The sequence below is a fragment of the Parabacteroides sp. AF39-10AC genome (assembly GCF_003635405.1).
GTDB classification, from domain to species: domain Bacteria; phylum Bacteroidota; class Bacteroidia; order Bacteroidales; family Tannerellaceae; genus Parabacteroides; species Parabacteroides distasonis.
Window position 1 is genome coordinate 625 of the sequence record NZ_QTLP01000016.1, and the last position, 21,128, is coordinate 21,752.

Below are 21,128 nucleotides of genomic sequence, written 5' to 3' on the forward strand. Positions count from 1 at the left end.
GGCGATATCATGCAGCGCATCGGAGACCATGACCGCATCGAGGCTTTCATGACGGGGACATCCATCAATACGCTCTTCTCTTTCGTTAACTTCATCGTGTTCGGGTTCGTACTGGCCTACTATGACTGGACCATACTGGGATTGTTCCTACTAGGAAACGGGTTGTACGTGGCGTGGGTACTCGCCTTCATGAGATGGAGGAGGGAGCTGGACGTAAAGCGTTTCTCGCAGGCGGCCGGGGAGCAGAGCAACCTATTCCAGCTCATCACCGGAATGCAGGAGATCAAGCTCAATAATTGCGAGACCAAGATGCGATGGAAATGGGAACGGATACAGGTAAAACTTTTCAAGATAGGGATCAAGGGGTTGGCGTTACAACAATATCAGCAACTCGGGGCGGTCTTTTTCAACCAGACCACGAACATACTCATCTCCTTCATCGCCGCACGGGCCGTCGTGCAAGGGGATATGACGCTGGGTATGATGATGTCGGTGACCTACATCGTGGGGCAGCTCTCTTCGCCTATCGAGCAATTGATCGATTTCTCACGGTCCTTGCAGGATGCGAAGATCAGTTTGGAGCGGCTCGGCGAGATACACGGGAAGGAGGACGAGGAACAGGCAGGCGGGATAAGACTGAATGTTCTCCCCGATGACAGGACGCTACGGCTGGAAAACCTCAGCTTCAGCTATGACGGCGCGGACCGGGATTACGTGCTGGAGGATATCAACCTGACGATACCCCATAACAGGGTGACCGCCATCGTGGGGGCCAGCGGAAGCGGAAAAACGACTATAGTAAAACTCCTGCTCGGTTTTTATAACCCCAACAAGGGGGATGTGAGGATCGGCGATACCTCCCTCAGAAACCTGAACCCGCACGTATGGCGTAGCAAGACCGGTTCGGTCATGCAGGATGGTTTTATCTTCTCGGATACGATCGCCAACAACATCGCCCCCGGCGAGGAGGTGGTGGACAAGGAACGCCTGCTGCATGCCGTGACGGTGGCGAATATCCGGGATTTCATCGACTCGCTCCCGCTGGGCTATAATACGAAGATCGGCATGGAGGGAAACGGAGTGAGCCAAGGGCAGAGACAGCGTATCCTGATCGCCCGGGCGGTGTACAAGAATCCCGACTTCATCTTCCTAGACGAGGCCACGAACGCCTTGGACGCAAACAACGAGCGGGAGATCATGGAGCAGTTGCACGCCTTCTACAAAGGACGGACGGTGGTGGTCGTGGCCCATCGGCTAAGCACGGTACGTGACGCGGACAAGATCGTGGTGCTGGACAAGGGACGCATCGTGGAGGAAGGGACGCATCAGGAACTCACGGCCTTGCGGGGGACTTATTATAAGTTGGTGAAGAACCAGTTGGAGCTTGGGAATTGAGAATTGAAAGTTGAAAATTAGTTGGAGAAGAGAAATAAGGACATAGAACTGAGGAGCGAGGAGGTACAGGAGGTGATGGGGCAAGTGCCGGCCTGGATCGTACGGTGGGGGATAACGCTGTTATTCCTCGTGGTCGTGACATTGCTGGTGGGAAGCTGTTTCTTCAAATATCCTGACGTGATCACGGCAGACATGACATTGACGGGGCAACATCCCGCGACGGCGGTAGTGACACGGGCGGCGGGAAAGATACAGGAGCTGCTCGTCAGGGATAATCGCCCGGTAAGGCAGGGGGATTGGCTGGCGGTCATAGAGAATCACGCCGACACGGACGATGCCATCTATCTGGATAAGGCGTTGGAACGATCCGGAAGCGACGTGGATAGCCTGGACAAGGCATTATCAAAGTACAAGGAGCTATCGCTGGGTGATATGCAAGCGGCTTACTCGGGACTACTCTCGGCGCTCCATGCCTGCATCAATTACAGGGAGATCGATTATTATCCACAAAAAATGGCCTCCATCCGCAAACAGATAGCGTTGTATAAGGCTTACTACAACGAGACCGAACGGCAGCGGAAGACCCTCTCGGAGCAATTCGCCTTGACAAGGCGGCAATACGCCCGGGATTCATTATTGTATAGCCGGTCCGTGATTTCCTCCTACGAGCATGAGACCGCACGGGCTTCTTTGCTGCAAAGCCGTTATTCGCTGGAAGGGGCGGCAGCCTCGGCCGAGAATCTCCGGATACAGATCGGGGAGCAAGAGCAATCCTTGCTGGATCTGACGCTGGAGCGGAGCGAGAAAGAATTTACGCTACGGCAGGAATTACAGACCGCCCGGGAACAATTGCTGAACAGCATGAACGAGTGGAGGTTGCGTTATTGCCTCATCGCCCCGGTAGGGGGTGTCGTGACTTTCACCAAGTACTGGAATGAGAACCAGTATATCCCATCCGGAGAGGTGGCTTTCACCGTCGTGCCGCAAGGCGAGGGCCGGCTGGTGGGGAAGGTGCGCATACCGATAGCACGCTCGGGAAAAGTCCGGAGAGGCCAGCGGGCGATCGTCCGTTTCTCCAATTTCCCCGATCAGGAGTTTGGCGTGGTAAACGGCGTGGTATCGAATATCTCATTGGTCCCCACCGACGAGTACTATACGGCGGATATCGATTTTCCAGAGGGCCTGAGAACCAATTACGGTATCGACCTGCCCGTCTCGCCCGAGACGCAAGCCTCCGCGGAGATCGTAACGGAAGAATTACGCCTGATCGAACGATTCTTCCTCCCGATCAAACGGATCGTGAAAGAAGGATTTTAGTGTAATATTATCCTTTCTTTCCTATGCGTTTATCACAGATGTCACGAGTGACAGAGTCCGCCGCAGACTCTAGTTCCACGATATCCACCATCATAGCTGATTTCATGGTTGATAGCATCTGGCGATCCATATAGTTCAGTAAGGCGACAACCCATAGTAAACCGACTACGATCCAAGGATATAATTTCTTATTTTTCATTTGATTGAGGAAAATAAAAAGGAAAACAAAGCCTTAGAAACATCAGGAGCCACGGTTGTGACCCCTGATGTCAATTGACCAATTTTCAGTATTTTAGATAAAGTTATTTAGAAAGAATTTCGTCGCAGAGTAAACTACATTTGAGAAGCATTCTAGGAATGTGGAACGGACCTTTGAATAGATTGCCTTTGGCAGATTGAGAGACACTACCATCGAAGTGTAGGTAGCCATACCATTCCCCATATTCTTTGTCGGGGAGATGATTAAATGTGTAATCGTTTATTAGTTTGTGCATTTCGAGATATTTGGCGTCGCCAGTCGCTTGGTAGGCGTAAAGCGTAGCGATAACCGCCTCGCATTGTGGCCACCAAAACTTCATGTCGTGCCAATACTCTTGGGGAGGGAAGTTTTTGCAATCCTTGAAATAGTTGATTCCGCCGTACGTCTTATCCCAGCCCCAGTCCCAAGACCAGTTGAGGATTTGTAAACCCATCTCTTTCAGTTGGGGGTCCCATCCTCGGTATTTGGCCTCTTCCAAGATAAACCATGCGGTCTCGATGGAGTGGCCGGGATTGATGGTACGCCCGGCGATAGAGTCGATAAACTCACCGTTGGGTCCTACTGTCTCCAAGATAGCCTTGAATTCGGGATGCATGAAATCACGGCGTAACTCGGCTATGGAATCATCGATTTGTTGTGTAAGTATGGGATCGTTTATGGCCTCACGGATGCGTGCCGCCGTATCGATCAGTATCATGCAGAAAGAGTGGCCTTTCGCCACGAGACCTTCACGAAATTTAGGCTCCAATAATCCCGGGGTATTCTTATAGTGCAATACTTGCTTGAATAAGTTCACGGCCTTCTCGGCATAGCCTTTGTCGCCTGATGCCAATGCATAGTGGGCCATGGCGATCGCTGCGAAAGTCTCGGAGAATACGTAACGGCGTTTACGTACAGGGATGCCTGCCGCTGTCACCTCGAAGAACATACGTCCGTCCGTATCAAAACAATGTTTCTCGATGAAATCGATACCGTTTTTACAGGCTCTCAGCCATTCTTCGTTCTTCTCAATGTGATTATAGGCATATGCCAAGATAAAGGCGAATCGTCCTTGGAACCAAACGGATTTAGTGGAGTCCATCAGAGTACCATCCCGGTCTATGCAAGTAAAGTAACCGCCGTTCTCTTTGTCCAGTCCGTATTTCATCCAAAAAGGAAGAATATTGGAAAGAAGCTCATTCCGATAGGTCTTGCCCCAATAAGCTAGATATTCCGATGGATTAGATAAATTGTCAAACGCTGCCATACCTTAGAATTTATTACATCTTTCAAAGAAATTGATAGCTTCTAATTCCGCTTTCATTGCGGCCTCTTCTTCGTCCGTCATATTCCGGAACGGGGTACGGTTCTTGCCGAGATCTAATCCGATCAATTTCATGATGCGTTTTCCTCCGACGATATTACCACGGTAATTGCAGATAACGTTAATAACCTCTTGAGAGAAGTTTTGTCTCTCGCGAGCTGTCTCTAAGTCACCGGCTGCCCAAGCCTCTAGGATACCGGTTAATTCTTTTCCGTTATAGTTTGTGGTACCACCGATACCTCCTTGCGCTCCACCCATCGCAAGGCAAGGAAGAATCGTTTCATCCTGTCCGTGCAACATGTCGAATTTACCATCCTTGTATAAACGACATTGATTGTATTCGTATAAGCTCTCGTATGTATATTTGATACCGGCGAAATTAGGGATACGCCCGTCTACTGCTTTTAAGAAATCCAGCATAGGGAGGAAAGCGTTGTTAAACGCAGGGATATGATAGTAGTAAAACGGTAAGGCAGGAGCGCCGCAAGCGATCTCCTCGCAGTACTTTACCAATTCCTCAATTCGACCGATACGAGGGAAAGGAGTAGCCATAGCGCCAATACCCCAAGCGCCGATCTTTTGAGCATGTTCCGCCAAATTACGACTAGACTTAACGCATGTGCTACCTACGTGCACAATTACCTTAAAGCCTTCCGGAGCTGCTTCCATCCATTTCTCGGCCAATTTCATGCGTTCTTCCTCTGTCAGCATATAACCTTCTCCGGAAGAACCATTGATGAACACGCCTTTCAGTCCGTTTTTCACAAGAAGTTTCGCATAAGCTTCAATTGGCTCGTAATTAACTTCCCCGTTCTCATGGAACGGAGTGAAGGGAGCATCGATCAGTCCTTTAATTTTATCCATACCTGCGTTATTTTTATGAGTTTTAACCTCTAATTTTAATTATGATGCAAATATAAATAAAATAATTTAATAATACAGTAGTGTTTTATCGAGAAAATGAAATAATTATTTATTTTTTATTTAATTCCTTTGAAATACATATTAAATCATACCTAGAATTTTAGATCGAGATAGCAGGCAGGCTCCTAATATACCCGCTCTTTCACCTAATTTGGATACTTTGATCTGAGTATCACGGGTTACCAAGTTCAAAGAGTACTTCCTGACGGCACTTTTAATAGGTAGGCTTAAATATTCTCCCGTCTGCGACAAGGGGCCGCCCAGTACGACCAGTTCCGGATTGAAAATGTTCATCAATCCGGCTATTCCTTTACCTAGATTAAAACCGATCTCCTCCAGTATCTCAATAGATAGCATATCCTCTTTCTGAATAGCGTCGATCAAGTCAGAGAGCCCGATGTATTCCCCGGCATCGATTTTACTGGCCAATATGGTGTTGCTACCCTCTTTATACCGCTCAAGGAGGGTACGGTATAGGGCAGAACCGGAAGCTCCAGTCTCGAGGCATCCTTTTTTACCGCAATGGCAAAGAATCTCATTCTCGAAGAAGCTGAAGTGCCCAAATTCTCCGGAGAAGCCTGATTTCCCGAAATAAACCTTGCCGTCTATGATGATACCGATACCTAATCCCCAAGATATATTGATGAATAGGATATTTTTTTCTCCTTTTACGACTCCTTGAAGATATTCGCCGTAAGCCATGGAACGGGTGTCATTCTCTATATAGATCTTTATATGTAGTTTTTCCTCAAGGATTTGAGACAAGGGCTTCTCCTCAAAGTAAAAAATGCTATAGCTATATCCGGCGAAAGGATTTACCCGTCCGGATATATTAATGCCAATGCTTAATATCTTTTCCCTTGGGATCGGCAACGAGTTTATAAATTCATTGATACATTCGCAAAGATGGTCTAAAGCGGCTGGTGTGTTTTCGAGTGTATAAGGGATATTCTGCTCAATGCGGATCTTATCTCCTTTAAAATCTAATATGGCTAGATTCAGTTGATCTTTCAGTATATCTACGCCCACAAAATAGCCGGATACGGGATTGAGCCCGTAAATACTAGGTTTACGCCCTCCGCTAGTCTCTTGTTTTCCAAAGTCGAGTATATAACCGTCCTCTTGTAATTCGCTAATTAGCTTGGTGACGGTGGGGATACTGAGATTCATTTCTTTACATACCTCCGCTATAGTAGCGTCTCCATTGGCCATATAATAATGTATGATCTTCTTTTTCAGAAGGCCACTACGAGTATTGTCATCGGACGAGAGCAAGAACTTAGTTGTCATGGTTATACCTTTATTGAGTGATTAGGGCAAAGGTACAATAAGTTTTTTCAAAAACTAAGCGTAATAAAATAAAATTTTTTCATAAGGAGCTATCTTAATTGTAAGAATTTGTAATAGAAGTTGAATACCATAGTCTGCGGCGAACTTCGGACGTTTGATGGCAGTCTTCCTCTGGATATACGGATTCATGAGCCCTGTAGCCGGTATGGTGGCAGACAGGGTAAACAGGAAGTGGCTAATCGTGGGTAGCTTATTTGTCTGGTCCTTCGTGACTTTGATGATGGGGTATTGCACGGATTTCAATCAGATCTATTACCTACGTGCCTTGATGGGGGTCAGTGAGGCCCTGTATATTCCTGCCGGATTATCGCTTATCACAGATTATCACCAAGAGAAAACACGGTCATTAGCCGTAGGTATCCATATGACAGGTCTATACGTAGGCCAAGCCTTGGGAGGATTCGGAGCTACGGTGGCCAGCGCTTATACGTGGGAAACGACTTTCCATTGGTTTGGTATCATCGGCATCGCTTATAGCGTGGTCTTGATCATCTTCTTACACGATAAGAAAGATCATGTCGAACAAGCCGTAAAACTGGAAAATTATCCGAAAGAGAATCCGATTTCCGGTGCGTTTAAAGGATTAGGGATGTTATTCACGAACATCGCTTTTTGGATCATTCTTCTTTATTTCGCCACGCCGAGCTTACCGGGTTGGGCGACAAAGAACTGGCTCCCTACCCTATTCGCTGAAAATCTCTCGTTGGATATGTCCGAGGCCGGTCCGTTATCTACATTCACGATCGCTATCTCTTCCTTTATAGGGGTAATCGCCGGAGGTATTTTATCCGATAAATGGATCCAGCGGAATGTCCGGGGACGTGTATACACAGGCGCCATTGGTTTGGCATTAACGATACCCTCTCTCCTATTACTAGGATTTGGGCACAACTTCCCGATGATTATCGGCGGTGGTCTTTGCTTCGGTATCGGTTATGGTATATTCGACGCCAATAATATGCCTATCCTTTGCCAATTCATCTCCCCCCGTTATCGGGCTACAGCCTATGGAATTATGAATATGACCGGTGTATTCGCCGGAGCCGCCATCACGGATATACTAGGAAAATCTACCGATGCTGGTAACCTTGGCCATGACTTCGCCATGCTAGCCGGATTGGTACTCATCGCACTTTTAATCCAAGTGATCTTCTTACGTCCGAAAGTCGCTAATATGACCGACGAATGCTAATTAATCTCATCCAATAAACTAAATAAACAACAAAAAAGTAATTCATTATGAAGAAGAATCTACTGCTCTTAATGCTTGCGCTCCTACTTCCGGCATTTATGTACGGACAAGAGCAGACAGTCTCCGGAACAGTGCTGGATACCTATAAAATGGGTGTCCCCGGTGCGTCTATCGTTGAAAAAGGCACGACAAATGGAACGATTACCGATTTCGACGGTAATTACACTCTCACCGTATCCAACAAAAACGCCACATTAGTATTTTCTTTCATTGGGTACAAGACACAAGAAATTCCAGTAGCCGGGAAAGCCAAAGTAGACGTGATCCTACAAGAAAACGCCGAACAGCTAGACGAAGTAGTGGTAACCGGTTACGGTGGCTCACAAAAGAGAGCGACCTTGACAACCTCTATCTCTAAATTGGATAACGCCGTACTGGAAAATGCAGCTATGGCCAATGCCGGACAATCTTTACAAGGTACGGTTTCCGGTTTACGCGTAGTAAACATAAGTGGCCAGCCGGGTAAAGACCCCAATATCGTACTTCGTGGTGGAGCTACCATGACCGGAAAAGACAATGGAGCTTTGGTAGTGGTAGACGGTATCGTTCGTAACTCTTTGGCAGATATCAACCCTTCAGATATCGAGTCCATCCAAGTATTAAAAGATGCTGCCTCAACGGCCATTTATGGAGCACGTGCGAATGGCGGTGTAATCCTTGTCACGACCAAACGGGGAAAAGAAGGCGTAGCTTCCGTTTCCTATAAATTTAAAGGAGGAGCAAACTTCGCCCGTACAGGATATGATTACTTGAACGCAGAGGACTATATCTATTATAATCGCTTAGGATACAAGCGAACCGGACGTTCGGGTATCGATAACCAAATGGGCTATGGAGTTGGTAACGATTTATTCGACATTCGCTATCTAGATGACACGACGAAAGGTCTGTTAAACGAAGGTTGGCAACAAATGACAGATCCCAATGATCCTACAAAGCAACTTTTATTTAAGGATTATTCAGGCCAATTGAAAGATGCAGCTTTCAAAGACCCCTCATTCACGCAAGATCATTATTTGAACATTACAGGCGGTAACGATAAGGGTACTTTCGCTGCTAGTTTAGGTTATTACAAAGAAGATGGTTTGATCAAAGGTACTAGTTACGAACGCTTCTCCGGAACGTTAAACGGTTCCTATAAAATATTCCCGATCTTAACTGTAAACGGCGGGGCGACTTACACTTGGTCTCGTACGCCGGGATTATGGATCGGTCAATACGAGTTCTTCTATCGTACGATGAGCCAACGCCCAACTTGGAACCCCTATATGGAAGATGGATCTCCCGCTTCCGGTTTCGGTACCGGTGATGGTAATCCTCTTTACTACAAGGACAAGCTAACGAATACAAATGGAATCCGTCGTTCAACATACAACATAGGTTTCGATTTGCAAATCATTCCCGAGAAATTAGTATTAAAGGCTAATAGCGCTTTGTATCACGTAGATAATCAAACGGATAAATTTGATAAAGCCTATCAACAACAGAACTCTAGCACACCGAACCTAACGCGCCAGGCTGAAGCGAAATATGTAAAGGAAAATCAACAGCAACATAGTGTGACCTTGACATATTCTGATAGTTTCAAGGACAAGCACAATTTGGAAGCCATGGTCGGCGGTGAGTATTTCAATTGGCATCAATATACGTTAAACGCCAAGACTCAAAATTCACCTTCGGATGATATCCCAACCTTGAACGCAGGAAGTAACCGTACGTATTCATACAGTTACAAACAAGGCTATCGTATCCTTTCCGGCTTCGCTCGTGTAAACTATAACTACAACCTCAAATATCTGTTGTCTGTTGTAGCTCGTTATGATGGTATCTCCAAACTGAGCGACCACCGTTGGGGGTTCTTCCCGGGTGTCTCCGCAGGTTGGAACATCATGGAGGAAGATTTCTTCAAGGACTCCAAATTAGCGGATATTATCTCGAACCTGAAACCACGTGTCAGCTATGGTGTAAACGGTAATGTAAACGGATTAGGCTATTATGACGTATACGGTAGTTACGGACAAAAAGACAAAGACGGAAATATCATAACAAACTACAATAATTCCGTTGGTTTTTACAATGACCAATTGGTTAATAGCGGTTTACGTTGGGAGCAAAGTAAGTCTTTCGAAGTAGGTCTGGATATAGGTTTCTTCAATAACCGCTTAAGCTTTATCTTAGACTATTATAACCGTACGACTTCCGATTTGTTGACTGATCTGGATTTGCCTAATTACACGGGATTCAAAAGTATCAAAACCAACTTAGGAACACTGCGTAACCAAGGTTTTGAGATGGAGGTAAAAGCTAACATCTTAAATAATGTAGGAGGTTTCAGTTGGGACGTAACAGCTAACTTATCTACGGTAGCCAACAAGATCATCAAGCTTCCGGCAAACGGAAACGAGAACAACCGCCAAGGTGGATACCAAGTATGGGATCCGAAAAAAGGCGAAGTCGTTTGGGTTGGCGGAAAACAAGAAGGAGGAAAGCTGGGTGACTTGTTCGCATTCAAGCAAGATCACATTTTCAAAGATTGGGATGACGTAAAAGCAGACGCAAATAATCGTTATGACGCCATTGGTGAATTATATGGTCCAGCGGCATGGGAAGCCCTGAAAGACAAAACCGGTAAACAACAAATCGAGCCGGGTGACGTATGTTGGGCCGATTTGAACGGTGACGGTGTCATCAACAATCTAGACCGTGTGAAGGTAGGCAATATCTTCCCGAACGTAACAGGAGGTTTCTCTACCACCGTTTCTTACAAGGATTTCTCTTTATACGCCCGTTTCGACTACGCATTAGGCCATACATTGTATAACGACTTGGCCGCACGCTCTATCGGACAATACCAAGGTTCATTTAACATCATCGACATGGTTAAACAAAGCTGGTCTGAAGAGAACACGAATACGGATATCCCGAAATTCTACTATGCGGATCAATTGAGCAAAAAGAATATCACCCGCTCCAACAACGGACTTACGGCTGTAGATAACAACAGCTCACGATTCTATGAAAAGGGTGATTACTTGGCACTTCGCGAGATCACATTGACATGGAACTTACCGAAAAGATGGATCAATAAAGCGTTTATGTCAAACGCCTCTGTTTATGTCACCGGACAAAATCTGTGCTACTTTACCGGTTATTCCGGAGTATCACCAGAACCAGCCGTAGATACCTATTATGGTCAAGGCATCGACAATGGTAGATATCCGACTCCTAAGACTGTCCTTATGGGTGTATCTGTAACTTTCTAATTAACGCATAAAAATTAAACATCATATGAAAAAGATATTTATAACCTTTATGGCGGCTGTGTCCTTGTTGACATTCAATCGATGCACCTCGTTGGACATGGAGCCAGTCAGCAGTATTTCCGATGCTAACTATTGGAAATCATCGGACCAATTCAAGGCATTCAATACAGGTCTGCATTCCTTGCTTCGCTTACGTAGCTATAATATATTCGTACTGGGTGAACCACGTGCCGATATTTATGGCGACCAGCCTTTCGGAGGTGAAGCCACTCAAGGCGTAGAACGATATCCGTATAATACGATCAACGCTGAATTTACGGGCATCAGCAATTTTGGAGATTTCTATGAGACAATCAACCAATTAAACCTCATGATCCGTAAGACCAACGAGACTACCTTATTAGATGAAAATGAGAAGAACTACTTCTTAGGTGAAGCATATGGTATGCGTGCGTATATTTATTTCCATCTATTACGTTCATGGGGAGATGTAATTTTGGTAACCGAACCTACTCTAGGTAACGAACTGGATATCTCTCATTTGGAAAAAGCGGCGTCTCCAGCAAGTGAGGTCATGGACCAGATCAAGAAAGACATTGACGCTTCCGTCAATGCTTTCGGTAGTGATTATTCTTACAAATATGGAAAAGGCTACTGGTCTAAATCAGCCACATTGATACTAAAAGGTGAAGTTTATTTATGGAGTGGTCGCCAAATGGGTGGAGGTACAGGAGATTATTCTACCGCCAAGGCTGCTTTGCAAGATCTTCAACAAAACGGCAACCTAAAGCTACAGGATAAGTTTACTGATGTATTCGCCTATGGGAATAAGGAGAATAGCGAGATCATCTTCGCTTTCAAGAGTATCAAAGATGAATTCACCATGTGGAAAGATTATAATTGGCGAAACAACATGGTTCCGCAACGTGAATACATGGCAAACTATTGCGATGAATCAGGAACCCCATTCATGGAAATTCCGGGTTATAATTTCCACGGTTTAATGCGTTACCAAGTTAAGAAAGATCATTACTGGAAAACTTTCCGCGAAAATGATTCCCGTCTGACAGGAACCTTGAAAGCTGTTTATCAAAAACAGGAAGACGGAAGCATAAAGTACATCGCTCCATTCGCATACAAATTCCAAGGAACAACATTGGAGGGTAGCAACGAACGTAACTGGCTGGATGATTATCCTATTTACCGTTATGCCGATGCCCTGTTACTACTAGCCGAGGCTAAAGCTCTCTTAGGAGAAGATCCTTCCACGGAGATCAATGCCGTACGCGAGCGTGCTTACGGTTCTGAATATTTCAACGCACATAAAAACGAGGTCGCTTATCCGAATGACAAGGGAAGTTTCTATAACGATAACCCATTTGAGGGGGGCGATGAGAACGTGATGGAAGCTATATTGAAAGAACGGCTGCGCGAGTTCTTCTTCGAGGGCAAGCGTTGGTATGACTTGAGACGTTTCGGTAATCAATATGTCTTGAAATACACGACCGCACAAGAGTCTCGTCTTTTATGGCCGATCAACGAGGGTGCATTAACAAACAATCCCGCATTGAAACAGACTCCCGGATACTAATCGTACATAGGTTTAAGGCGATTGGATATAACTAGGTTTTTGGCACGAATTCCAAAGGGGCTTTGTTCATATGAATGAATATCGCTACCTTTGGAATTCACATATCTATTAATTTCAACCTACAAACAAAAAACATCATGAAAAAAACTTTCCTGTATTTCTGCCTTCTTTTCATCGTACAAACGGCTTTTGCGGCAGACAGTCTTTATGTGCGAGAGCAACAAATCCCCATCTTGATAGACCGGATCGACAATGTACTTTACGAGATGCGGATACCGGCCCAAAAAGGGGATGTATTAAACGAGATCACGATACAGATCGGAGACAATGTCAACCTGTCGGACATCCAAGCGATACGTCTATTTTATAGCGGAGTGGAAGCTCCTTCCCGCAAAGGGGAGCATTTCAGTCCCGTTACGTACATATCCAGCCATATACCGGGAAATACCCGTAAGGCTCTTGAATCTTATTCCGTACGGCAAGATGAGGTTACCGCCCCCTTGTCGCGCACGGTAAAACTAACCTCTAAGCAACCGATGCTTAAAGGCATCAATTATTTCTGGGTAAGTATCCAGATGAAGCCAGAGACTTCCTTATTGGCAAAAGTAGCGACTACGATACCTAACGCCCAGATCAACAACAAACCGATCGACATCACTTGGAAAGGAAAGGTGGACGAACGCCATGTAGGTATCGGCGTACGCCAAGCCGGGGATGACGGATCGGCGGCCTTCCGCATCCCGGGATTAGTGACGACGAATAACGGAACATTACTCGGAGTCTACGATATTCGCTATAATAGCAGCGTGGACCTGCAAGAGAAAATCGATATCGGAGTAAGCCGCAGTACCGATAAGGGACAAACTTGGGAACCGATGCGAGTAGCCATGACTTTCAAACAAACGGATGGCCTGCCCCACGGACAAAACGGCGTGGGAGACCCATCGATCTTGGTAGACGAAAAGACCAATACGATCTGGGTAGTAGCCGCATGGACGCATGGTATGGGTAACGAACGGGCTTGGTGGAACTCCATGCCGGGAATGACACCGGACGAGACCGCCCAACTTATGCTCGTGAAAAGTGAGGACGATGGTAAGACGTGGAGCGAACCGATCAACATCACGTCTCAAGTAAAAGACCCGTCTTGGTATTTCCTATTGCAAGGCCCGGGACGAGGCATCACGATGCAAGACGGTACCTTGGTCTTCCCGATCCAGTTTATCGACGCTACCCGTGTGCCCAACGCCGGCATTATGTATAGCAAAGACCGCGGGAAAACATGGCACCTGCATAACTTAGCCCGCACGAATACCACGGAGGCGCAAGTTGCCGAGGTAGAACCGGGCGTATTGATGCTAAATATGCGCGATAACCGAGGAGGTAGCCGTGCCGTAGCCACTACAAAGGATTTAGGCAAGACATGGACGGAGCATCCTTCCAGCCGTAGCGCCTTACAGGAATCCGTTTGTATGGCCAGCTTGATCAAGGTAAACGCCAAGGATAACATCACCGGCAAGGACCTTCTACTCTTCTCCAACCCGAACACGACAAAAGGGCGTAATCATATCACGATCAAGGCGAGTCTGGACGGCGGACTTACTTGGCCTACGGAACATCAAGTCTTATTAGACGAGGCCGAGGGCTGGGGATATTCCTGTCTCTCCATGATCGATAAGGAAACGGTTGGAATCTTTTACGAGTCAAGCGTGGCGCATATGACCTTCCAAGCCGTTAAGCTAACAGATCTTATTCCTTAGAGAAACAATCTATGAGATCAATACTGAATCTTATTCTTATTGTATATATAGGCATTTCCGGGTCTGTACAGGCCCGGAATCCTGTTTTATTGCCCTTGCCTCAAAAATACGTCCGGACAAACGCTTCGTTCCACCCGAAGCAAATCGCAGTTTCTTCCGAAGGGAAACTCCGTTCCATCCTAATGGAATTCTTGGAGGAGCTGCCGGTAAGCGTCCAACCGGACAGCCGATACAAGATAGAGGTTTCCTTGGTTGACAAATTGGACGGAATCCCCCTCAACTCCGAGGAGGCTTATCAACTAAGCGTCTCTTCCCGGGGGATAACCATCCGGGCGGTATCCGAGCAAGGAGCTTATTGGGCGATACAAACCTTGCGCCAACTGACCGAGCGGCAAGGGAAGCGATATTCCATCCAAGGCTGCGAGATCACCGACTGGCCTGCTTTCCGCATACGAGGATTCATGCAAGACGTAGGGCGGAGCTATATCTCCATGGAAGAACTGAAACGGGAGATCGAGGTACTTTCCCGCTACAAGATGAACGTATTTCATTGGCATCTCACGGAGAACCAAGCTTGGCGTCTGGAGAGCAAGATCTTTCCGATGCTGAACGACAGCTGCAATATGAGCCGTATGCCCGGAAAATATTACACGATCGAGGACGCAAAGGAGCTGGTTCGCTTTTGCAAAGAGCATAACGTACTATTGATCCCGGAGATCGATATGCCGGGGCATAGCGACGCTTTCATCCGGGCGTTCCGTCATGATATGCAGAGCAAGGAGGGTATGGCGATCTTAAAACTATTGATGGACGAGGTTTGCGAGGTATTCGAGGAGGTTCCTTACTTACATATCGGTACGGACGAGGTAAAGTTTACCAATCCAAAGTTCGTACCCGAGATGGTCGCTTATATCCGTGCGAAAGGGAAACAAGTGATCTCTTGGAACCCGGGATGGAAGTACAAACCGGGTGAGATCGACATGGAGCAAATGTGGAGTTACCGGGGAAAAGCGCGACCGGGCATTCCTGCGATCGACTCCCGTTTCCATTATATCAACCATTTTGATACGTTCGCCGACTTGATCGGCTTATACACCAGCCGTATTTACAATGAACCGCAAGGAAGCCATGATTTGGCGGGTACGATCCTTGCCGTATGGCACGACCGGGTCGTACAGCCGGAGGACAAATTGATCCGGGAGAATAATTTGTATCCGAATCTATTAGCGATCGCCGAACGTTCTTGGTTGGGCGGCGGCTATCAATATTTCGATAAGAACGGAACGATGCTGCCTATCGATCCCGATAACGAGGAGCATAAGACATTTGTCGATTTTGAGCGGCGGATGTTATGGCATAAAGAACATCATTTCCAAGGATACCCGTTCGCCTACGTCAAGCAAACCAACGTGAGATGGCGTATCACCGACCCTTTCCCGAATGATGGGGAACTGACCCGTTCTTTCCCTCCGGAAAAGTCGCTTCAAGCGCAATATACCTATGAAGGGAAAAATTACGGTACGCACGACGCCATCGGTGCCGGAATCTACCTGCGCCATGTCTGGGGACCGCTGGTTCCCGGTGTCTATAAGGACCCGCAGCCGAATCATACCGCTTACGCATGGACTTGGATCTATTCGCCCAAGACGCAAGACGTAGGGGCGTGGATCGAATTCCAGAATTACGGGCGCTCGGAGATGGATCTTCCTCCCTCACAAGGGAAATGGGATTATAAAGAAAGCCGTATCTGGGTAAATGATCAAGAGATAACGCCCCCCGTATGGACCGCTACCCACCGGGAGAAGTCCAATGAGATCCCACTGGGGAACGAGAACTGCGTAAGCCGTAAACCAACCCCGGTCCATCTGGGAAAAGGCTGGAACAAGGTGTTCATGAAGCTTCCGGTCGGTACGTTCAATACCCCCGAGGTCCGTCTGGTGAAATGGATGTTTACGTTCGTTTGCGTCACACCCGATGGAGAGAAAGCGGTGGAAGGACTGGTTTACTCTCCGGATAAACAACTTAAATAACGTCTAATTCGGTTGAATGAAATGAGAAAAATAATAGGAATCTTATCCATCTTCCTCGCTTTCGCATTTATGAGCCAAGCGCAAAAGATCAAGGTGGCTTGCGTAGGTAATAGCGTGACCTACGGCTACGGAATCGAGAACCGGGAAACAAACTGCTACCCGGCCCAATTGCAACAGATGCTTGGAGATGCCTACGAAGTGGAGAACTTCGGGCATAGCGGGGCTACTTTATTAAACAAGGGATATCGTCCTTATACCCAACAAGAGGCGTATCAAAAGGCACTGAGGTTTGCCGGAGATTACGTGATCATCCATCTGGGATTGAACGATACGGACCCTCGGGCATGGCCGAATTACCGGGACGACTTCGTTCGGGATTATCTTTCCTTGATCGAATCCTTCCGGAAAGCCAATCCGAAATGCAAGGTATGGGTTTGCCGTATGACTCCGATATCTCACCGCCATCCTCGTTTTAAATCCGGTACAAGAGACTGGTACTGGATGGAGCAAGCGCTTATCGAAGAAATCGCCCGGATAGCCGGCGCGACCTTGGTCGATTTGCAGGAAGGATTATATGACCGTCCGGATCTATTGCCCGACGCATTGCATCCCAACGCTGAAGGTGCCGGTATCTTGGCCCGCACCGTTTATGGTGCGCTAACCGGCGATTACGGAGGATTACAGCTTCCTGCCATCTATTCGGACCGGATGGTCTTGCAACGGGATCAACCGCTTCCTATATCTGGTATCGCCAACCAAGGGGAGAAAGTAACCGTTACCCTCGCCGGACAAAGGAAGGAGACCGTAGCCGGTACGAACGGGAAATGGACTGTCACGCTCGATCCCTTGCGGGTAAGCGGGAAATCCTATACCTTAACGGTTTCTACCCCCAGCCGCACGCTGAACTATCGGGATGTAGTAGCCGGGGAAGTCTGGCTATGCTCCGGACAATCCAACATGGCGTTTCGGGTAAACGAGAGCGTAAAGGAAGAACAACAGCAACAATTGGATTACGCGAAACAACACTCGCAAATCCGTTTATTCGACCTAAAGCCCCGCTGGGAGACCTACGCCGTGGAATGGGACGCTTCCGTACTGGATTCATTGAACCGCCTGCAATATTACCACGACGCCCAATGGGAAGTATGCGACACGCGGAATACCGCACGCTTCTCGGCCATAGGATTTGCCTTCGGGCGTATGCTGGCCGATAGCTTACAAGTACCCATCGGATTGATATTGAACGCTGTTGGCGGCTCGCCTACGGAGGCATGGATCGACCGGAAAACACTGGAATTCGAGTTTCCGGATATCTTACAGGATTGGACGAAGAACGACTTTATCCAAGATTGGGTACGTGAACGGGCGGCCTTAAACATCAAGCAAGCGTCCAACCCGCTCCAACGCCATCCGTATGAGCCTTGTTATCTGTTCGAGGCGGGTATCCAACCCCTTCATCGATATCCCATCAAAGGGATTATTTGGTACCAAGGAGAATCGAACGCCCATAATATGGAAGTACACGAACGATTATTCCCGTTATTGGTGAACAGCTGGCGCCAGAATTGGAACGCAGACCTGCCTTTCTACTATGTCCAACTATCCAGCATAGACCGCCCGAGTTGGACTTGGTTCAGGGACAGCCAACGCCGCCTGGCGCAAACCGTATCGAATACGGGTATGGCCGTTAGTAGCGATCGCGGGGATTCTTTAAACGTTCACCCTACCCGAAAAAAAGAGATTGGCGAACGACTGGCACATTGGGCCTTGAACAAGACCTACGGACATAACGTAATCCCATCCGGCCCTTTGTTCCGCAACGCAACGTTTACCGATAACGCCGCCTATATCACTTTCGATTACGCAAAGGGCTTGAGAACTTCCGATGGGGACCCCATCCGTACATTCGAGATCGCCGAGCAGGAAGGACTTTACTATCCGGCGCAAGCCGTGGTAGAGAACGGGAAAGTAAAGGTGTGGAACGATCAAGTGACTCACCCGAAGCTGGTACGCTACGGCTGGCAACCCTTCACGAGAGCGAATCTTGTAAACGAGGCGGGCATGCCGGCCTCTACATTCCGGGCTATAAAAGAATAAGCTATGCATAATAAACAACAAATCACCGGCTGGTTGTTCCTCCTGCTACTCTGCGTAGCGGGATGCGGCCAGCCTATATCTAAAAAACAGAACACCATGATAAACTGGACAAAATTACCGGATCTACCGGGAGCAGCCGATACGGCTTCCCTTGGCGTTTCCGCCCCGTTCGCCGGCATCCATAACGGCGTATTGATCGTTGCCGGAGGTTGCAACTTTCCGGACAAACCCGTCACCGAGGGAGGAGCCAAGCGATATTACAGCGAGATATTCGTCCTTCTTCCCGAAGGCTGGAAAGAGATCGACCGACTGCCTCGTCCCGTCGCCTACGGCGCTACGGTTTCCACCCCGGAAGGTATCGTTTGCATCGGAGGAAACAACAGTGATTCTTCCTTGGTCGAGGTCTCCCGCATCTCCTATAACCCCACGAAAGGAGAGGTAGCGGTTTGCGCCTTACCCTCCTTACCGTCTCCAATGGATAATCTCTCGGCTGCTTTTACCGGACAGGAGATTTACGTAGCAGGGGGAAATGAGAATGGACAGCCCTGCCATACCTTCTTACGCCTCAACCTCGCGAATATCGAAAAGGGATGGGAACAACTACCGGACTTCCCGGGAGCAGCCCGTGTACAACCGGTATTAGCGGCCGGAGAAAGTCCCAACGGCACACGTATTTATCTAGCCGGAGGCTTCCAGCCCATCCTAAACGAAGAGGAACCGATCGTCCCGACGGATGTATTGGTATTCGACCCGGCAACTTTTACCTGGCAACAAGAGACCGTTCTTCCCCCGTTTAAGGACGGAACGAACCGTACCCTAACAGGAGGCTGTGCCGTGACTTTCCAAACGGATAAAATCTTATTTATGGGAGGTGTGAACTACGATTGTTTCTTAGCCGCCATCGCCCGACCGATCCATTTAGCGAAAGCGGAGGCGGCGCGAGATTCAGCGGCCATTACCCGCCTGCAAGCCGAAGCCAAGGCCTATATGCACCATCCGGTAGAATGGTACCGATTCAATACCACCTTACTTCAATACGACCTATCCACGAAAGCATGGAGCGATCTGGGCGAATATGAGCAGTTGGCCCGTGCCGGAGCGGGAGCGGTTATCCAAGATGGCCGGTTAACTATCATCAACGGAGAATTGAAACCGGGTATCCGCACGCCGCAAGTGAATCAAGCGAAATTATAATAGGGATTTAGTGGGATCGCTGGTAAGTTTGCCAACGATCCCTGTTTACTTTTTCCACCCGATTTTAAGTATCCGGAGTCTATTTAGAGCATACGTATCCCAAGGTAAATCCTAGACAATAAGCACGTAAATAATGTTCTTATATAAATCATTGAACATAAAACCTTAAAAAGACAATTATACTTTCCGCGAAACACGTACGTGTTTTTGGAAAAAGTCGTACATGTTTTTCGGGAAACACGTACATGTTTTTACTGAATCACACGACAGGAAACAAGAACGTATATGGAAATATACAATAAGCCTACCTTAAAAATAAGTATGCGATAACCTACACATCCGGATACGCCTCAAATTGCAGCACATTATTGGCCATGATGGGAAAAGAAGATTTCAATTACACAAAGGTACATAATTGCCATTAATTACATACCTTTGTGTAATATAATTTTGTATATGAAAATATATTTCGAAATATTCATTTTACTATTGATAAGTTGTTCAGGTAATCATCAACAACAAGAAAATGATATTCAACAAACAAATAATCAAGACAAGAAGAATTTAGCATATATAATAGACACAAATAAAGAAACAACTATTGAAAATAAGAACTTACAATTTCTCATAGAAAAAGATTCTATATTCAGAAAAGACTCTATATTCAAGATATTAGAAGAAAGGAAAATCCGTCTTGATCATAGTTTTTACAGGAAAACTGGAAATTTTGATTTTCCTCTATATTATGGAGGAAGCTATATAAATAAGAATAACCTATTATTCGTGAATATAGTAGATTCACTAGACAACATATATACAAAAAGTGATATTATAAACAGAATAGGTAATAAAGATTTCAAAATAAAGAAATGTTCGTATTCTCTAAAAATGCTCGGAGATACACTAAACCAATTAAATACAGTCTTTAATCGCAATAAGTACTTATTAAAGGAAAATCTAAAAACAAGTAATTTTGAAATTAATATAGAAAACAATGTTATATTAATATTACTAGAAGATTCTACTATGGAAAATATTCAAGAATTTAAAAGAAACATAATGGACTCGCCTCTGTTTCATTTCTCCCAGAAACCAATACTTTATTTACATTAAGTTTACATTTTTCTTTATCCTGCATCAATCAAGATCGTTTTCGTTTCTCCCTCGGCTAGATACGGGCTCTCGTTTGCTATTAAATTTCCTGTTCCAAATCATGTACGCTCATCAATCTGATGGAAAAGCACATCTTCATTCCTAAGTGCTTCTTTAAAACGACTAGCTTAAACCATCGTTTCAACTAGTCGTTTTTTTACCCTTTCATGCCGCAAATATATGAAATTCTTTTGAGACCAAAAATGCGATTCAACTAAAAGTTATTCAGCACTTTCACAAA

The 21,128-nt window shown here is 46.5% G+C and carries 12 protein-coding genes and 2 pseudogenes; 10 read left to right on the top strand and 4 right to left on the bottom strand.

What is annotated here, in order from left to right; genetic code table 11:
- A partial coding sequence (locus DW033_RS14900) for a peptidase domain-containing ABC transporter (protein ID WP_233554213.1) occupies positions 1 to 1,395 on the top strand: 1,395 nt, incomplete at its 5' end.
- A 21-nt stretch (positions 1,396 to 1,416) separates the two neighbouring features.
- Positions 1,417 to 2,712, top strand: coding sequence for an HlyD family secretion protein (locus tag DW033_RS14905; RefSeq protein ID WP_122382876.1), 1,296 nt, complete (start codon positions 1,417 to 1,419; stop codon positions 2,710 to 2,712).
- Positions 2,713 to 2,767: 55 nt separating this feature from the next.
- Here the strand turns inward: DW033_RS14905 and DW033_RS14910 are convergent.
- The 4 genes and pseudogenes from DW033_RS14910 to DW033_RS14925 all read right to left on the bottom strand — a co-directional run.
- Positions 2,768 to 2,911 (bottom strand): annotated as a pseudogene (locus DW033_RS14910) (MFS transporter); the annotation flags it as partial.
- Between the two features lie 103 nt (positions 2,912 to 3,014).
- Positions 3,015 to 4,217, bottom strand: coding sequence for an AGE family epimerase/isomerase (locus DW033_RS14915; RefSeq protein ID WP_122144419.1), 1,203 nt, complete (start codon positions 4,215 to 4,217; stop codon positions 3,015 to 3,017).
- A gap of 3 nt (positions 4,218 to 4,220) precedes the next feature.
- Positions 4,221 to 5,138, bottom strand: a complete 918-nt coding sequence (locus DW033_RS14920; protein ID WP_008773239.1) for a dihydrodipicolinate synthase family protein — start codon at positions 5,136 to 5,138, stop codon at positions 4,221 to 4,223.
- Between the two features lie 141 nt (positions 5,139 to 5,279).
- Entirely contained in the window at positions 5,280 to 6,488 is a 1,209-nt protein-coding gene (locus DW033_RS14925) for an ROK family transcriptional regulator (RefSeq protein ID WP_005863842.1), read from the bottom strand.
- Between the two features lie 133 nt (positions 6,489 to 6,621).
- Between DW033_RS14925 and DW033_RS14930 the strand changes: the two are divergent.
- The 8 genes and pseudogenes from DW033_RS14930 to DW033_RS14965 all read left to right on the top strand — a co-directional run.
- Positions 6,622 to 7,740, top strand: a pseudogene (locus DW033_RS14930) (MFS transporter); the annotation flags it as partial.
- A 47-nt stretch (positions 7,741 to 7,787) separates the two neighbouring features.
- Positions 7,788 to 11,063: a TonB-dependent receptor gene (locus DW033_RS14935; RefSeq protein WP_122382877.1), complete on the top strand. Its 3,276-nt coding sequence runs from the start codon at positions 7,788 to 7,790 to the stop codon at positions 11,061 to 11,063.
- Positions 11,064 to 11,088: 25 nt separating this feature from the next.
- A complete protein-coding gene (nanU, locus tag DW033_RS14940) occupies positions 11,089 to 12,654 on the top strand; it encodes a SusD family outer membrane lipoprotein NanU (protein WP_009016507.1) in 1,566 nt (521 codons plus the stop codon).
- Positions 12,655 to 12,791: 137 nt separating this feature from the next.
- Positions 12,792 to 14,414, top strand: coding sequence for a sialidase family protein (locus DW033_RS14945; protein ID WP_122382878.1), 1,623 nt, complete (start codon positions 12,792 to 12,794; stop codon positions 14,412 to 14,414).
- Positions 14,415 to 14,425: 11 nt separating this feature from the next.
- The gene (locus DW033_RS14950) at positions 14,426 to 16,444 is read left to right on the top strand and encodes a family 20 glycosylhydrolase (protein ID WP_122382879.1); all 2,019 of its coding nucleotides are present in this window, start codon (positions 14,426 to 14,428) and stop codon (positions 16,442 to 16,444) included.
- A gap of 21 nt (positions 16,445 to 16,465) precedes the next feature.
- Positions 16,466 to 18,541, top strand: coding sequence for a GDSL-type esterase/lipase family protein (locus DW033_RS14955; protein ID WP_122380686.1), 2,076 nt, complete (start codon positions 16,466 to 16,468; stop codon positions 18,539 to 18,541).
- Between the two features lie 3 nt (positions 18,542 to 18,544).
- Positions 18,545 to 19,735 (top strand): cyclically-permuted mutarotase family protein, encoded by a 1,191-nt coding sequence (locus DW033_RS14960; RefSeq protein WP_057319879.1) that lies wholly within the window; start codon positions 18,545 to 18,547, stop codon positions 19,733 to 19,735.
- Positions 19,736 to 20,191: 456 nt separating this feature from the next.
- On the top strand, positions 20,192 to 20,848 hold the full coding sequence (locus DW033_RS14965) for a hypothetical protein (protein ID WP_009016515.1): 657 nt from the start codon (positions 20,192 to 20,194) through the stop codon (positions 20,846 to 20,848).
- The last annotated feature ends 280 nt before the right edge of the window (positions 20,849 to 21,128 follow it).

Bases quoted from the DNA above. Each gene is read 5' to 3' on its own strand.
- DW033_RS14915 (WP_122144419.1), bottom strand. From the start codon at position 4,217: ATGGCAGCGTTTGACAATTTATCTAATCCATCGGAATATCTAGCTTAT.
- DW033_RS14925 (WP_005863842.1), bottom strand. From the start codon at position 6,488: ATGACAACTAAGTTCTTGCTCTCGTCCGATGACAATACTCGTAGTGGC.
- DW033_RS14920 (WP_008773239.1), bottom strand. From the start codon at position 5,138: ATGGATAAAATTAAAGGACTGATCGATGCTCCCTTCACTCCGTTCCAT.
- DW033_RS14950 (WP_122382879.1), top strand. From the start codon at position 14,426: ATGAGATCAATACTGAATCTTATTCTTATTGTATATATAGGCATTTCC.
- DW033_RS14955 (WP_122380686.1), top strand. From the start codon at position 16,466: ATGAGAAAAATAATAGGAATCTTATCCATCTTCCTCGCTTTCGCATTT.
- DW033_RS14965 (WP_009016515.1), top strand. From the start codon at position 20,192: ATGAAAATATATTTCGAAATATTCATTTTACTATTGATAAGTTGTTCA.
- DW033_RS14945 (WP_122382878.1), top strand. From the start codon at position 12,792: ATGAAAAAAACTTTCCTGTATTTCTGCCTTCTTTTCATCGTACAAACG.
- nanU (WP_009016507.1), top strand. From the start codon at position 11,089: ATGAAAAAGATATTTATAACCTTTATGGCGGCTGTGTCCTTGTTGACA.
- DW033_RS14960 (WP_057319879.1), top strand. From the start codon at position 18,545: ATGCATAATAAACAACAAATCACCGGCTGGTTGTTCCTCCTGCTACTC.
- DW033_RS14935 (WP_122382877.1), top strand. From the start codon at position 7,788: ATGAAGAAGAATCTACTGCTCTTAATGCTTGCGCTCCTACTTCCGGCA.